Origin of the sequence: Catellatospora coxensis (genome assembly GCF_016862635.1) — a bacterium.
GTDB lineage: Bacteria > Actinomycetota > Actinomycetes > Mycobacteriales > Micromonosporaceae > Catellatospora > Catellatospora coxensis.
In genome coordinates this window covers 281758-294618 of the sequence record NZ_BONI01000001.1, presented here as the reverse complement: position 1 = coordinate 294618, position 12861 = coordinate 281758, and the positions used below count along the sequence as shown (strand labels likewise).

The 12861-nt window shown below is 74.3% G+C and carries 14 protein-coding genes; 3 read left to right on the top strand and 11 right to left on the bottom strand.

Features of this window, described 5'->3' with window-relative positions; genetic code table 11:
- Positions 1 to 129: 129 nt before the first annotated feature.
- Positions 130 to 888, bottom strand: coding sequence for an imidazole glycerol phosphate synthase subunit HisF (gene hisF / locus Cco03nite_RS01310; protein ID WP_203688009.1), 759 nt, complete (start codon positions 886 to 888; stop codon positions 130 to 132).
- Positions 885 to 1838: an EamA family transporter gene (locus Cco03nite_RS01305; protein WP_203688008.1), complete on the bottom strand. Its 954-nt coding sequence runs from the start codon at positions 1836 to 1838 to the stop codon at positions 885 to 887. Before Cco03nite_RS01305 ends, hisF begins: the two co-directional genes overlap by 4 nt.
- A 72-nt stretch (positions 1839 to 1910) precedes the next feature.
- On the opposite strand from Cco03nite_RS01305, the gene Cco03nite_RS01300 reads away from it, so the two are divergent.
- Entirely contained in the window at positions 1911 to 2819 is a 909-nt protein-coding gene (locus tag Cco03nite_RS01300; RefSeq protein ID WP_203688007.1) for a LysR family transcriptional regulator, read from the top strand.
- 160 nt (positions 2820 to 2979) lie between these two features.
- On the opposite strand, the gene priA is transcribed toward Cco03nite_RS01300, so the two are convergent.
- The 6 genes from priA to hisD are packed head-to-tail and all read right to left on the bottom strand — an operon-like array spanning position 2980 to position 7784.
- Positions 2980 to 3702 (bottom strand): bifunctional 1-(5-phosphoribosyl)-5-((5-phosphoribosylamino)methylideneamino)imidazole-4-carboxamide isomerase/phosphoribosylanthranilate isomerase PriA, encoded by a 723-nt coding sequence (gene priA / locus Cco03nite_RS01295; RefSeq protein WP_203688006.1) that lies wholly within the window; start codon positions 3700 to 3702, stop codon positions 2980 to 2982.
- Positions 3702 to 4034 carry a hypothetical protein gene (locus tag Cco03nite_RS01290; RefSeq protein ID WP_203688005.1) on the bottom strand — a complete coding sequence of 111 codons (333 nt, stop codon included), beginning with the start codon at positions 4032 to 4034 and terminating at the stop codon, positions 3702 to 3704. The genes priA and Cco03nite_RS01290 overlap by 1 nt, the downstream gene beginning before the upstream one ends.
- Positions 4035 to 4089: 55 nt before the next feature.
- Positions 4090 to 4719, bottom strand: a complete 630-nt coding sequence (gene hisH, locus Cco03nite_RS01285; RefSeq protein ID WP_203688004.1) for an imidazole glycerol phosphate synthase subunit HisH — start codon at positions 4717 to 4719, stop codon at positions 4090 to 4092.
- Between the two features lie 34 nt (positions 4720 to 4753).
- Positions 4754 to 5377: an imidazoleglycerol-phosphate dehydratase HisB gene (gene hisB / locus Cco03nite_RS01280; protein WP_203688003.1), complete on the bottom strand. Its 624-nt coding sequence runs from the start codon at positions 5375 to 5377 to the stop codon at positions 4754 to 4756.
- Positions 5374 to 6450: a histidinol-phosphate transaminase gene (locus Cco03nite_RS01275; RefSeq protein WP_203688002.1), complete on the bottom strand. Its 1077-nt coding sequence runs from the start codon at positions 6448 to 6450 to the stop codon at positions 5374 to 5376. The genes hisB and Cco03nite_RS01275 overlap by 4 nt, the downstream gene beginning before the upstream one ends.
- Entirely contained in the window at positions 6447 to 7784 is a 1338-nt protein-coding gene (gene hisD, locus Cco03nite_RS01270; RefSeq protein WP_203688001.1) for a histidinol dehydrogenase, read from the bottom strand. Before hisD ends, Cco03nite_RS01275 begins: the two co-directional genes overlap by 4 nt.
- Positions 7785 to 7927: 143 nt before the next feature.
- On the opposite strand from hisD, the gene Cco03nite_RS01265 reads away from it, so the two are divergent.
- The gene (locus Cco03nite_RS01265) at positions 7928 to 8611 is read left to right on the top strand and encodes an LON peptidase substrate-binding domain-containing protein (RefSeq protein WP_203688000.1); all 684 of its coding nucleotides are present in this window, start codon (positions 7928 to 7930) and stop codon (positions 8609 to 8611) included.
- Here the strand turns inward: Cco03nite_RS01265 and Cco03nite_RS01260 are convergent.
- Positions 8581 to 9246, bottom strand: a complete 666-nt coding sequence (locus Cco03nite_RS01260; RefSeq protein WP_203687999.1) for a DUF2567 domain-containing protein — start codon at positions 9244 to 9246, stop codon at positions 8581 to 8583. The two genes, Cco03nite_RS01265 and Cco03nite_RS01260, sit on opposite strands and share 31 nt — an antisense overlap.
- Positions 9247 to 9368: 122 nt before the next feature.
- On the opposite strand from Cco03nite_RS01260, the gene Cco03nite_RS01255 reads away from it, so the two are divergent.
- Entirely contained in the window at positions 9369 to 10739 is a 1371-nt protein-coding gene (locus tag Cco03nite_RS01255) for an SUKH-4 family immunity protein (RefSeq protein ID WP_203687998.1), read from the top strand.
- A gap of 105 nt (positions 10740 to 10844) precedes the next feature.
- Here Cco03nite_RS01255 and Cco03nite_RS01250 read toward each other — a convergent pair whose 3' ends face one another.
- Positions 10845 to 12098, bottom strand: a complete 1254-nt coding sequence (locus Cco03nite_RS01250) for an SUKH-3 domain-containing protein (protein ID WP_203687997.1) — start codon at positions 12096 to 12098, stop codon at positions 10845 to 10847.
- A gap of 179 nt (positions 12099 to 12277) precedes the next feature.
- The gene (locus tag Cco03nite_RS01245) at positions 12278 to 12844 is read right to left on the bottom strand and encodes a hypothetical protein (RefSeq protein WP_203687996.1); all 567 of its coding nucleotides are present in this window, start codon (positions 12842 to 12844) and stop codon (positions 12278 to 12280) included.
- Between the last annotated feature and the right edge of the window lie 17 nt (positions 12845 to 12861).

Here is a 12861-nt window from a genome sequence, read left to right as displayed (position 1 = left end):
GGCTCGCGTCAGCGAGCCGAGCAGCAGCGCAGCACGCTCCGCGTTATAGAAGGTGCCCTTGTTAACACCGGATGCCGGATGACCTGCGGCCGGCTGGGCGACTGCGCGCGGCCCCCCGGCCGGACGGCCTCAGCGGACCGGGTGGCCGGCCTGGCGCAGAGCGGACTTGACCTCGCCGATCGACACCTCACCGAAGTGGAACACGCTGGCGGCCAGCACGGCGTCGGCCCCGGCGTCCACGGCCGGCGGGAAGTGGGCGGCCTTGCCCGCGCCGCCGGAGGCGATCACCGGGATGTCGACCACGGCCCGGACCTCCTTGATCAGTTCGAGGTCGAAGCCCTCCTTGGTGCCGTCGGCGTCCATGGAGTTCAGCAGGATCTCGCCCGCGCCCAGGTCGGCGACCCGGCGGGCCCACTCGATCGCGTCCAGCCCGGCCGACTTGCGCCCGCCGTGCGTGGTGACCTCGAACCCGCTGCCGTCCTTGAGCCGCCGCACGTCCAGCGACAGCACCAGCACCTGGTTGCCGAAGCGGCGGGCGATCTCGGTGATCAGCTCGGGCCGGTGGATCGCGGCGGTGTTGACGCCGACCTTGTCCGCGCCCGCGCGCAGCAGCACGTCCACGTCCTCGACCGAACGCACGCCGCCACCCACGGTCAGCGGGATGAAGACCGTCTCCGCGGTGCGCCGGACCACCTCCAGCATCGTGCCGCGCCCCTCGACGGAGGCGGACACGTCCAGGAAGGTGATCTCGTCGGCGCCCGCGGCGTCGTACGCCGAAGCCAGCTCCACCGGGTCGCCGGCGTCGCGCAGATCGACGAAGTTGACGCCCTTCACCACCCGCCCGGCGTCCACGTCCAGACAGGGGATGACCCGCACCGCGACACTCATGCGCTCGACGCTACCTGCCGGCCCGCCGTGACGAGCCGCTGGTCCGGCTCGTGGGACGGGCCGGGGCGCCGGTCCGTGCCGTTCGGGGCCGCGACCCTGCCGCCCCCGCTCGCCCCGAGCAGCACTCCCCCGATCACCAGCGCCCCGGCGATCACATCGCCGGTCTGCAGCGGCTCGCCCAGGAACAGGGCCGCCGAACTCATCCCGAAGAACGGGACGAGCATCGAGAACGGGGCCACGGTCGCCGCGCCGTACCGCTTGATCAGCACGCCCCAGCCGGCGAACCCGGCCAGCGTGGAGATCCCCGCGATGTAGACCAGCGCCCCGAGCCCGGACAGGTCCAGCCCGGACAATGCCGCGCCGACCCGGCTCGGCCCCTCGAACAGCAACGACAGTGCGAACAGCGGCAGCGTGGCCACCGCCGACACCCACACCATGAAACGCAGCATGTCGGGCGGGGCGGCCCGGCGCATCATGATGTTGGAGACGCTCCACGCCACGGCGGCGGCCAGCACCAGCACGAAGCCCTCGACGGGCCGGTCCGACCCGAGCCGGGAGGCGACCAGCCCGACACCCGCCACGGCCACCCCGAGCCCGGCCCACTGGCGCAGGCCCGGCCGCTCCCGCAGCAGGGCGACCGCGAACACGGTGGTGAAGATCGCCTGGCTCTGCAGCAGCAGCGAGGACAGCCCGGCCGGCAGCCCGGCGGCCATGCCCGCGAACAGCAGCGAGAACTTGACCACGCCCAGCACCAGGCCGATGCCGAAGACCCACCGCCAGGGCGTACGCGGACCGCCGATCAGCAGCACCGCCGGGAACGCGGCCAGCGCGAACCGCAGCGCGCCGAACAGCAGCGGCGGCATCTGCCCGAGCCCGACCTCGATCGCGACGAAGTTGCAGCCCCACGCGGCGGCGACGGCCACGGCCAGCATGATGTCCCTGGGTTTCATGAGCCGAGTCTCGACCCGGACAACCGTGCAGCACCAGCTAATAGTTCTTCAGTATTCGTTTAGAATCGCTACATGCTCGATCTCGGCCGACTGCGCGCCATCGACGCGCTCTCCCGCCACGGCACCGTGCACGCCGCGGCGGCCGCCCTGCACTGCACCCCGTCCGCCGTGTCCCAGCAGCTCGCCAAGCTGGAGCGGGAGACCGGCGCGGTGCTGTGTCACAAGGACGGCCGCGGGCTGCGCCTGTCCGACGCCGGGCGGCTGCTGGCCGAGCACGCCGCACTGGTGCTCGCGGCCGCCGACACCGCCTCGGCCGCGCTGGACGCCTACCGGGGCGAGGTCGCCGGGGAGGTCACCGTCGCCTGCTTCGCCACCGCCTGCCGCGGCCTGCTGCCACCCGCCCTGACCGCACTGACCACGTCGTATCCGCGCCTGCGCCCCCGCGTCGTGGAGACCAACCCGTACGAGGCGCTCCAGGCCCTCGACCGCGGCCGCGTCGACGTCGCCGTCATCGACGACTGGCGCGAGGTGCGCCTGCACCTGCCGCCCGGCGTCTCCTCGACCGTGCTCGGCGAGGACACCGCCGACCTCGTCGTGCCCGCCGACCACCCGCTCGCCACGGCCGGGCCGGGCCCGCTGGACCGAGCCGCCAACGAGCGCTGGATCGCCTCGCCGGAGGGCACCATCTGCCACGACTGGCTGGTCCGCGCCCTGCCCGGCCTGCGCCCCGCCTACCTGGTCGGCGAGTTCGAGACCCAGCAGGCGCTGGTCGCCGCGGGCCTCGGCGTCGCCCTGCTCCCCCGCCTGGCCCGCCTCACCACCGCCCCCGGCACCGTCGTGGTCCCGGTCGACCCGGTCCCCACCCGCCGCGTCAGCGTCACCTGGCGCACCGCCCACCACCAGCGTCCGGCACTCAAAGCGGTGATCGAAGCCGTCACCACCGCCTGGTCCACCCGCACCACCGCCCGCGCCGGCTCCTGACCAGCTCCGTCGGCGCTCAGCCAGCCCGCCGCACACCGCACGCAATAGACGTTGGCCTATCACGGCGAGTTTCCGGCGATCAGATTCGCCGTGATAGGCCAACGTCGATGAAAGTCGGGGACGGCGGACGGGCGGTGTGAGGTGGGCCTGCCGAGAACGGTCAGGCGCCCAGGGCGGCGAGGGCTTCGGGGATGGTGAAGGCACCGGAGTAGACGGCCTTGCCGGTGATGACGCCCTCGACGCCGATCGGCTCCAGCGTCGCCAGTGCGCGCAGGTCGTCGAGCGTGGACACGCCGCCGGACGCGATGACCGGGGCCGAGGTGGCGGCGCAGATGTCGCGGTACAGCTGCAGGTTCGGGCCCTGGAGCATGCCGTCCTTGAGGATGTCGGTGACCACGTACCGGGCGCAGCCGGCCTTGTCGAGGCGCTCCAGCACCTCGTACAGGTCGCCGGCCTCCCGGGTCCAGCCGCGCGAGGACAGCACGCGCCCGCGGACGTCGAGGCCGACCGCGACCCGGTCGCCGTACTCGCCGACGACCCGGTCGCACCACGCCGGGTCCTCCAGCGCGGCGGTGCCGATGTTGACCCGGGCCGCCCCGGTGCCCAGCGCCGCGGCCAGCGACGCGTCGTCGCGGATGCCGCCGGAGAGCTCGACCTTCACGTCCACCCGGCCGACCAGCTCGGCCAGCAGCTCCGCGTTGGAGCCCCGGCCGAAGGCGGCGTCGAGGTCGACCACGTGGATCCACTGCGCCCCGGCCGCCTGGAAGTCCAGCGCGGCGGCCAGCGGGGCGCCGTACGACGTCTCGCTGCCGGCGGCCCCCTGCTCCAGGCGCACCGCCTGGCCGTTGACGACGTCGACGGCGGGCAGCAGATCCAGGGCCATCAGGAACTCCTTCGGTCGAAAGCGACGATCACGAACACGGGCAGGGTCAGCGCCAGCAGCAGTGACAGCGCCACCGCCAGCGCCGTCGACGGCACCAGCGTCCAGATCACGAACAGAGCCAGGGCCACCACGATGGCGACCCCGGCCCGCTCGGCCGCGCTGCGCCGCGCCGACAACCGGCCGGTACGGCGTATGCGCAGTTCATACAGGCTGATCCGGCGCCAGAAGGCGCGACGCGCCAGGCGGCGGCCCGCCCGGCGCTCCTCGGCCGCGACGGCCTGCCGCGCGGCGGCCTCGCGTGCCTCGCGGCGCAGCTTGCGTTCCTTGCTCATGTGTCGTCTCCACCCCGGTCCCGCCGCAACGTCGCGGCGAGCCTAACGAGTGGGCTCACAGCGTGGCGATCCAGTTCCGCAGCACCCGTGCGCCGACCGCCCCGGACTTCTCCGGATGGAACTGGGCGACCGCCAGCGGCCCCCGCTCCGCGGCGGCGACGAACGTCGCGTGCTCGTGGGTCGACGTGGTGACCAGCGCGACCGCGTCCAGCTCGGCGTTGGGCGGCGCGGCGTACGAGTGCACGAAGTAGCAGCGCGCGTCCGCGTCGACGCCGCTGAACAGCGTCGAGCCGGCCGGGGCGTCGAGCAGGTTCCAGCCCATGTGCGGCACCCGGCGGGCGGCCAGCCGGGTCACCGCGCCGGGCAGCAGGCCCAGCCCCTTGGTGACCACGCCGTGCTCGTCGCCGGAGTCGAACATGATCTGCGCGCCGACGCAGATGCCCAGCACCGGCCGCCCGGCCATCACCCGGTCGGCGATCACCGGCCCGGCCTGCGCGGCCTCGATGCCCGCCATGCACGCGGCGAACGCGCCCACGCCGGGCACGACCAGGCCGTCGGCCCGCTCCGCGGCGGCCAGGTCCGGCGTCACCACGACGTCGGCCCCGGCTGCCTCCAGCGCACGCTGCGCCGAGCGCAGGTTGCCCGATCCGTAGTCGAGCACCGTCACCTTCGGCTGCGCGCTCATGACCGCTGCTCCCGGCGCCCGCCGGCCGCGGCGTTCACAGCACGCCCTTCGTGCTCGGGACCGCACCCGCGCTGCGCGGGTCGATCTCCACGGCGGTACGCAGGGCGCGGGCAAGCGCCTTGAACTGGCCCTCGATGACGTGGTGCGCGTCCGGCTTCTGCCCGGGGCGGGACGCCCGCAGGACCGACACGTGCAGGGTGATCCGCGCGGTCTGCCCGAACGACTCGAAGATGTGCCGCGTCATCGAGGTCGGGTAGACGGGGCCGCTGCCCGGGTTGATGTAGTCGGCGATGTTCTCCGGCTCGTCGTGCACCACGTACGGCCGCCCCGACAGGTCGACCGCGGCCTGCACCAGCACCTCGTCCATCGGCACCACCGCGTCGCCGTACCGGCGGATGCCCGCCTTGTCGCCGAGCGCCTGCGCGAACGCCTCGCCCAGCGCCAGCGCGGTGTCCTCCATGGTGTGGTGCGCGTCGATCTCCAGGTCGCCTTCGGTGCGCACGGTCAGGTCGAAGCCGCCGTGCCGGGCGATCTGGTTCAGCATGTGGTCGAAGAAGCCGACCCCGGTGCTGATGTCGCCGCGACCGGTGCCGTCGAGGTCGATCTCGACGAGGACCTTGGTCTCCTTGGTGACCCGCTCGACCCGTCCGGTCCTCATGCTGCCAACTCCTTCATCGCCGCCAGGAAGGCGGAGGTCTCTTGCTCGGTTCCGGCGGTGACGCGCAGCCAGCCCGGCAGGCCGACGTCGCGGACCAGCACGCCCTGGTCGAGCAGAGTCTGCCAGGCGGTTTTCTGGTCGGTGAAGCGTCCGAACAGGACGAAGTTCGCGTCCGAGTCGGCCACGGTCCAGCCGCCGTCGCGCAGCTCCGCCACGATGCGGTCGCGCTGGGCCTTGATCGCCTCGACGGTGCCCAGCAGCACGTCCGCGTGCGCCAGCGCGGCGCGGGCGGCGGCCTGGGTGAGCGCGGACAGGTGGTACGGCAGGCGGACCAGCTGCACCGCCTCGATCACCGCCGGGTGGGCGGCGAGGTAGCCGACCCGGGCCCCGGCGAAGGCGAACGCCTTGCTCATGGTGCGGCTGACGACCAGCCGCGGGTGCCTGTCGAGCAGCTCCAGCGCGCTGGGCGTGCCGGGGCGGCGGAACTCGGCGTACGCCTCGTCCACCACGACCAGGCCGGTCGTCTCGGCGAGCACCGCCTCGATCACGGTGAAGTCCAGCGCGGTGCCGGTCGGGTTGTTCGGCGAGCACAGCAGCGTCAGCGCGGGCCGGTGCGCCCGCACCTGCGCCACCGCCTGCTCGGCGGTCAGCCCGAAGTCGTCGTCGCGCCGGCCGTCCACCCAGGTGGTGGCGGTGCCGACGGCCAGCAGCGGATGCATCGAGTACGCCGGGCCGAAGCCCAGCGCGGTGCGCCCCGGCCCGGCGAACGCCTGGAACAGCTGCTGCTGCACCTCGTTGGAGCCGTTGGCGGCCCACAGCTGCTCGGCGGTGAGCCCGTGCCCGCAGTAGGCGGCCAGGTCGGCGCGCAGCTTCACGGCGTCGCGGTCGGGGTAGCGGTTCAGGTCCGCGATCTCGCCGGTGATCGCCCGGCTCACGGCGCGCACGACCTCGTCGGGCAGCGGGTACGAGTTCTCGTTGGTGTTCAGCCGCACCGGCACGTCGAGCTGCGGCGCGCCGTACGCGCTGAGCCCGCGCAGGTCTTCTCGCAGCAGAGCCTGCACCCAGTCACTCATGCGGCACCACCCTCGAAGCGTGCGGTCACTGCCTCGCCGTGGGCGGGCAGGTCCTCGGCGTTGGCCAGAGCGACCACGTGGTGGGCCACGTCGCGCAGCGCGTCGGCCGTGTACTCCACGACGTGGATGCCGCGCAGGAACGACTGCACGGACAGGCCCGAGCTGTGCCGGGCGCAGCCCGCGGTGGGCAGCACGTGGTTGGAGCCGGCGCAGTAGTCGCCCAGCGACACCGGCGCGTACGCCCCGACGAAGACCGCTCCGGCGTTGCGCACCCGCATCGCCCACTCGCGCGCGTCGCGGGTCTGGATCTCCAGGTGCTCGGCGGCGTACGCGTCCACCACCCGCAGCCCCTGCGCCAGGTCGCCGACCAGCACGGTCGCCGACTGCGGCCCGCCCAGCGCGGTGGCGACCCGCTCGCTGTGCTTGGTGCGGGCCACCCGCACCGCCAGCTCCGCGTCGACCGCGTCGGCCAGCGCGGGCGAGTCGGTGACCAGCACGCTGGCCGCCATCGGGTCGTGCTCGGCCTGGCTGATCAGGTCGGCCGCGACGTGCGCCGGATCGGCGGTGTCGTCGGCCAGGATCGCGATCTCGGTCGGCCCGGCCTCGGCGTCGATGCCGACCACGCCGCGCACCAGGCGCTTGGCCGCGGTCACCCACAGGTTGCCGGGGCCGGTGATCAGGTCGACCGGCGCGCAGTCGTCGTGCGCGGGCAGCTCGCGCTCCGGGTCGGCGGTGCCGCGCGTGCCGTAGGCCAGCATGGCCACGGCCTGCGCGCCGCCCACGGCGTACACCTCGTCGACGCCGAGCAGCGCGCACGCGGCCAGCACCCGCGCGTCGGGCAGCCCGGTCGCCTTCTGCGGCGGGCTGACGATCACCAGGCTGGGCACGCCCGCCGCCTGCGCGGGGACGACGTTCATGACCACGGTCGACGGGTAGACGGCCAGGCCGCCGGGCACGTACAGGCCGACCCGGGACACCGGCAGCCAGCGTTCGGTGACCGTGCCGCCGGGCACGACCTGGGTGGTGTGGTCGCTGCGGCGCTGGTCGGCGTGCACCTTGCGGGTGCGCGCGATCACCTCCAGCAGGGCGGCCCGGACCTCGGGTTCGAGGGCCTGCTCGGCTTCCTTGATCGCTTCCGCCGGCACCCGCAACGCGGCCAGGTCCACCCCGTCGAGCCGATGGGTGGCTTCCTTGACCGCCTCGACACCATGCTCGCGCACCCCGTCGACCAGCGGGCGGATCTGCTCCACCGCCTGGCTGACGTCGATCCGGGCACGGGGCAGCAGGTTACGCGGATCGATGTCACGTCCACGCAGGTCGATACGGGTCAACACCTCCCAAAGTCTACTGGCGCACCCGCGCACCCCGGCGTACGCGCCCAGGCACTGGGACAGTGAGCCGGGCCACTGTGCCATGGCCGCCGGGACACCGCGGGCGCGCAGTGCCCGTTGACGCACTCCGGCGTTAGGCTCACCCAATGACCGGGACGCTGCCGCTGTTCCCGCTGGGCACGGTGCTCTTCCCGGGCCTGGTGCTGCCGCTGCACATCTTCGAGGAGCGCTGGCGCACGCTGATGCGCAACCTGATGGACCTGCCCGACGGCACCCCGCGCGAGTTCGGCGTGGTCGCGATCGAACGCGGCCTGGAGGTCATGCCCCCGCCGCACGACGGCGTCGCCACCTCCGAGGTGGTGGTGCACGAGGTCGGCTGCGTGGCGCAGCTGCGCCAGATCACCGAGCTGCCCGACGGCAAGTTCGACATCGTCACGGTCGGCGCGCGCCGGTTCCGCATCACCGGCTTCGTGCCCAGCCCGCACCCGTACCCGGTGGTCGGCGTGGAATGGCTGCCCGACCCCGCCCCCGACGAGCTGGCCGACCAGCTCGCCCCCAGGGTGCTGGCGGCGTTCCGGGAATACCTCGGCGTGCTGCGCGGCGGGCCGGACGACCAGCTGCCCGACGACCCCACGGTGCTGTCGAACCTGGTCGCGGCCAGCGCGTCGCTGACCGTCGGCGACCGCCAGCAGCTGCTCAGCGCGCCGGACCCGGCGTCCCGGCTGCGCCAGGAGCTGGCCATCCTGGCCCGGGAGACCGCACTGCTGCGCGAGGTCCGGGCGGTGCCGGCGCAGCTGTCTCAGCTCGGCCCGGCGCCCGCGATGAACTGATCGTCGTCGTGCTCGGCCCACTCCTGCTCGTCCTCGTGGCGGCGCAGCGAGGGGAACCGCGACCAGGCCGCGGCCAGCGCGTAGGTGACCACCGCGGCGAGCGCCGGGATGAGCAGCGCGCCGCCGATCGCGTACGGGAAGAAGGTCAGCTTCTTCACCGCGCGCAGGTCCACCGGCCGGTGCACGATCGTGTCCACCGGCGCGTTCTTCAGCTGGTCCTGGTAGGCGGCCAGCCCGACGTCGTGGCCCAGCCACCACGCCGCCCAGCCCGCGATCAGGGTGCCCAGCAGCAGCCCGGCGAGCTGGATCGGCCCCCGGCGGGCGGGCAGCAGCACCCAGGCCGCGATCGCGCACAGCAGCCCGAAGCCCAGGCCGAGCAGCACGAACCAGCCCTCGGCGGCGGCCAGCTGCTCCGGCTCGGGGGACGTGTAGACCGCGCCATCCTCGACGATGCGCAGCGGCAGTGTCGGCGCGAGCGCGTGCCACAGCAGCCCCAGCCCCAGCCCCAGCACGCCGATCACGGCCGCCAGCGCCAGCGCCCAGAGCACGTCCCCACCCCGGCCGCCACCACCCGACGACGCCGGCCGGCCTGGCTCGATCGGGCCCTGGTACTGCGAAGTGTCGTCGGAAAGCATGTTCGAACCGTAGTCCCCTCAGCGCGGCCGGGCCCGCGCCCGGGCACGGATGGGCGGGATACCTCCCTTCGTGCCCTGCTGCGATAAGTTGTCCAGACCGATCGCCGAACGCGGGAGCCGCAATGATTTCACAGGAACGGCTGGAGGAGATCGCGCGGCACTGGGCCGTCGGCGAGACCCTGCGCCGCGGCTACGAGTGCGAGCCCCGGCTCACCGAGTTCCCGGGCGGCTGGGTCGTCTGGTCGCCGCCCCCGGCCGGCGGCGCGGTGCCCGAGCCCGGCAGCGGCGAGACCGTGATCATCGATCGGGAGACCGGCGCGCTGACGGTGGTGCCGGGCCTGCCGCCGCAGGTCGCCATGAGCCGGTACGCCGGCCCCGCCGCGACCGCCCAGGCGGTTTACCCGGCCGCGCCGCGGCCCACCCCGCCGCCCGGGGCGCCGGTCGGCACGATGCCGCCGCCGCTGCCGCCGCTGCCGCCCGTGCTCTCGGTCCCGGCCGACCCGCACTCGCTGACGCCCGGACCTCCCCCGCCGAACGCCGCCCTGACGTCCTCGCCGTTCGGACCGCCTCGGCTGTCGGCCGACGAGGCGGAGCGGCGCGCCATGGCGCTCGCCGCTCAGCTGGCCCGGCTCAACCCCGGCGTGCCCGCGCCCACGCTGCCGCAGGTGGTGGCGACGCTGGAGGTGGCCGGGCGGACGTTCCAGGCGCTCGGGCACACCGCCGACGCCGAGCCGGCGCACCACCCGGCCGTCGCGCACGCGCTCGCCGCGATCCCGCCCGGCAGCCGCACCCGCGGCGCGCACCGCCACCCCGACCTGATCGTCGTGTCCAAGGCCCTGTTCGAGCTCGGCGGCGCGGCGCACACCGACCCGGCCTGGGCCGCCCGGCAGCTCGCCGGGGCGACGCTGCGGCTGCACCTGCTGCGCGAGGGCGCGCCGGCCGACAACCCCACGCCCGCCGCGTCCTGCAACACCTGCGGCACCGCCCTGGTGAGCCTCGGCATGCCCGGCGAGCTGCCCCGCGACCTGGTCCGCCCCGAGCCCCCGCAGCGCGGCGCGGCCGGCCGGGCGGCGCTGCGGGCGATCACCGCCGAGGCGGTGGCCGCCACGATCGCCGTGCCCGGCGTACGCCACCGGCTGCCCGCGCTGCCGTTCCTGGTGGACCTGCTGGAGCCGTACGCGCCGTTCCACCCGGTGCTGCAGAGCCAGAGCGGCGCGGCTCAGCGCGTGGAGTCGTTCACCCTCGACGTGTGGACCCGCGAGCAGACCGCCGACACCCTCGGCGACCTGTCCGAACGCCTCGGCGCACGGCTCTTCCCGATCGGCGGCGAGGCCGGCGGCCTGCACTCCATCCTCGCCGTCGACGAGCACCACCGCGTCTTCGCCGTGGACCACGCCGGCGCCTGGTTCCTCGGCCCCACCCTGGAAGACGCCGTCCAGACCCTCCTCATCGGCCGCTCCACCCCCCGCCTCCGCACCACCGGCACCTGGTAACCACCCGCAGAGCCGGGTTGATCATGAACTTATGGCACGGCTCGACGGCGTGTCGCTGCCACAACTTCATGATCAACGCGAGGCTTCCCGGCCGGTGAGGCCGGGTCAGGCCGGGGGTTCGAGGGTGCCGTCGTCGCGGACCCGGGGCATGGGGTGGCCCTGGAGGAGGACGACGAAGGCGGTGTCGAGGTCGGGGCCCGCGTACCATTCGCCGGCCTGGTCGAGGACCCAGACCCGGCTGTTCTCGTCCACGGCGATGATGGCGTCGCCGGCCTGCTCCGCGCCGATCGGGGCGAGCCGCGCGCCGATGACCCGGCCGAAGTCGGCCAGCGAGTCCGCGGTCGCACCGACCAGGTCGCCGCCCAGCTCGAACGGGCGCACCCAGTGCGCCACCCCCGGTCCGCGGCGTACCGAGACCAGGTACGGGAACTTCTCGATCGCGGCCCGCAACGGCTCCAGCGGCGGGTGGCCGTACTCCTCCAGCGCCCGCACCGACAGCTCGGCCCACTCCACCGCGGACACGATGCGCCCGTCCAGCCGCAGCGGCACGTCCCAGCCGCCCGCGGCCAGCGTCGCCGCGACGTCCGGGGACAGGTTCGCCAGCGGCCCCGGGATGCCCGTCGGCGGCGCGACCGGCTCGACCGGCCCGACCGCGGCGGAGGCGGGCGCGAGCCCGAAGTGGATCCAGGCGGCCAGGCAGGTGTCGCACGGCCCGGCCGGCGTGCCCGCGAGCGGATCGCCCGGGTCGCGCACCAGCGTGAGCCGCAGCTCCTGCACCTGCTGCGCGGCGGCACGCACCTGCGCGATGGTCAGGCCCGGTTCGCCGCGGGTGGCTGCCGCGTGCTCCAGCTCGTGCAGCCAGTCGGACAGCACGACCAGCTCCGCGTGCCGCCGGGTGCCGCGTACCAGCGAACCCGGGCTCTGCACCGCCAGCCACTTGACCACCAGCGGGTGGTGATTGAGCTCCTGGTCGCCCTTGGCGCCGGTCGTCTCGCGCGGCAGGCCGTCGGCGGGCACCAGGCGCACCGTGACCCCCGGGGCCGAACCGCCGCCCAGCCGTCGCAGCGCCGCCAGCGGATCGGCGGTCACCGGGGCGGCCGGCTCCTGCTCGGCCCGGTGCTGCCGGTGCAGGCGGCGGACGTGTTCCAGCGGCACCGACGGGTACGTGCTGACCCGCGCGTCCTGCCGGTCGATGACCAGCCGCGCGCCCGCCCCGGGCTCCGGTGGCCCCGCGCTGTCGGGCAGCGTCCAGACGATGAAGCACTCCGGGAACTCCGCGACGTACGGCCGGTGCGTGCCGCCCGCCCCGCGGGCCAGCTGCTCGGCCACTCGCTGCGCGTCCTGCGCCGTGACGGTCATCGGAGTCCCTTCCCCTGCACGATCCGGGCCGCGGCTGGCGCGGGCCGGGCCTCACCCTGCCACGGGCAGGCACGATCTCGAAAACATGTCCAATGTAGACCTACGATCATCATGGATTCCCAGCCCACCGGGACCAGCCAGTTCGGGAGCCACCTCGCGTGTCTTCGCCGGCAGCCCGGTCAGCTGCGCTGATCCGCCTCGCGGACCCGACGCGAAGCCCCTGCGCGGCGCTCCTCCCAGGACCTGTCCAGTGCGTCCAGCGCCGCCGGGCCCAGATCCTCCGCCGGAGCGAGCCGCGCGTAGCGCTCCGGCGACCGCGCCGGCACGCCGTCGCCGACGCCGATCCGGATGCTGCCGGCCGCCCGGCTGAAGGACCCGCCGCGCTCGTGCACCATGAGCAACGGCTCGAACGGATCGGGTGGATCCTGCGGCCTGGCCGGCAACGCGGTGAAGTCGAGCATGTACCGGATGATCCGCGGGTCGAGCGGCCGCAATCCCCGCCCCTCCAGCCCGTCCAGCACCGAGTCCAGGAACGCCTCGTCGAGCAGGGCACCCCGGCCGGCCGCCGCCGCGATGTCGAAGAACGGCCAGGCGTCCGCCCGGTCCAGCGCCTGTGCCCACAGCGCGGAACGGCGCAGGTACTCTCGCATCAGCGCGATGCGCGACCCGTTGTGGACCAGGCTCTCCTCCCAGACCACCCCGCGCAACCGCGTGATCAACTGCTCGGTGCGAGCATTCACCTTCATTACCGGTTCTCCTGGAC

Coding starts and splice junctions, on each gene's coding strand:
- Cco03nite_RS01265 (WP_203688000.1), top strand. CDS start 7,928: ATGACCGGGACGCTGCCGCTGTTCCCGCTGGGCACGGTGCTCTTCCCG.
- Cco03nite_RS01250 (WP_203687997.1), bottom strand. CDS start 12,098: ATGACCGTCACGGCGCAGGACGCGCAGCGAGTGGCCGAGCAGCTGGCC.
- hisH (WP_203688004.1), bottom strand. CDS start 4,719: ATGAGCGCGCAGCCGAAGGTGACGGTGCTCGACTACGGATCGGGCAAC.
- Cco03nite_RS01290 (WP_203688005.1), bottom strand. CDS start 4,034: ATGAGCAAGGAACGCAAGCTGCGCCGCGAGGCACGCGAGGCCGCCGCG.
- Cco03nite_RS01305 (WP_203688008.1), bottom strand. CDS start 1,838: ATGAAACCCAGGGACATCATGCTGGCCGTGGCCGTCGCCGCCGCGTGG.
- hisB (WP_203688003.1), bottom strand. CDS start 5,377: ATGAGGACCGGACGGGTCGAGCGGGTCACCAAGGAGACCAAGGTCCTC.
- priA (WP_203688006.1), bottom strand. CDS start 3,702: ATGGCCCTGGATCTGCTGCCCGCCGTCGACGTCGTCAACGGCCAGGCG.
- Cco03nite_RS01275 (WP_203688002.1), bottom strand. CDS start 6,450: ATGAGTGACTGGGTGCAGGCTCTGCTGCGAGAAGACCTGCGCGGGCTC.
- Cco03nite_RS01260 (WP_203687999.1), bottom strand. CDS start 9,246: ATGCTTTCCGACGACACTTCGCAGTACCAGGGCCCGATCGAGCCAGGC.
- hisF (WP_203688009.1), bottom strand. CDS start 888: ATGAGTGTCGCGGTGCGGGTCATCCCCTGTCTGGACGTGGACGCCGGG.
- Cco03nite_RS01245 (WP_203687996.1), bottom strand. CDS start 12,844: ATGAAGGTGAATGCTCGCACCGAGCAGTTGATCACGCGGTTGCGCGGG.
- Cco03nite_RS01255 (WP_203687998.1), top strand. CDS start 9,369: ATGATTTCACAGGAACGGCTGGAGGAGATCGCGCGGCACTGGGCCGTC.
- Cco03nite_RS01300 (WP_203688007.1), top strand. CDS start 1,911: ATGCTCGATCTCGGCCGACTGCGCGCCATCGACGCGCTCTCCCGCCAC.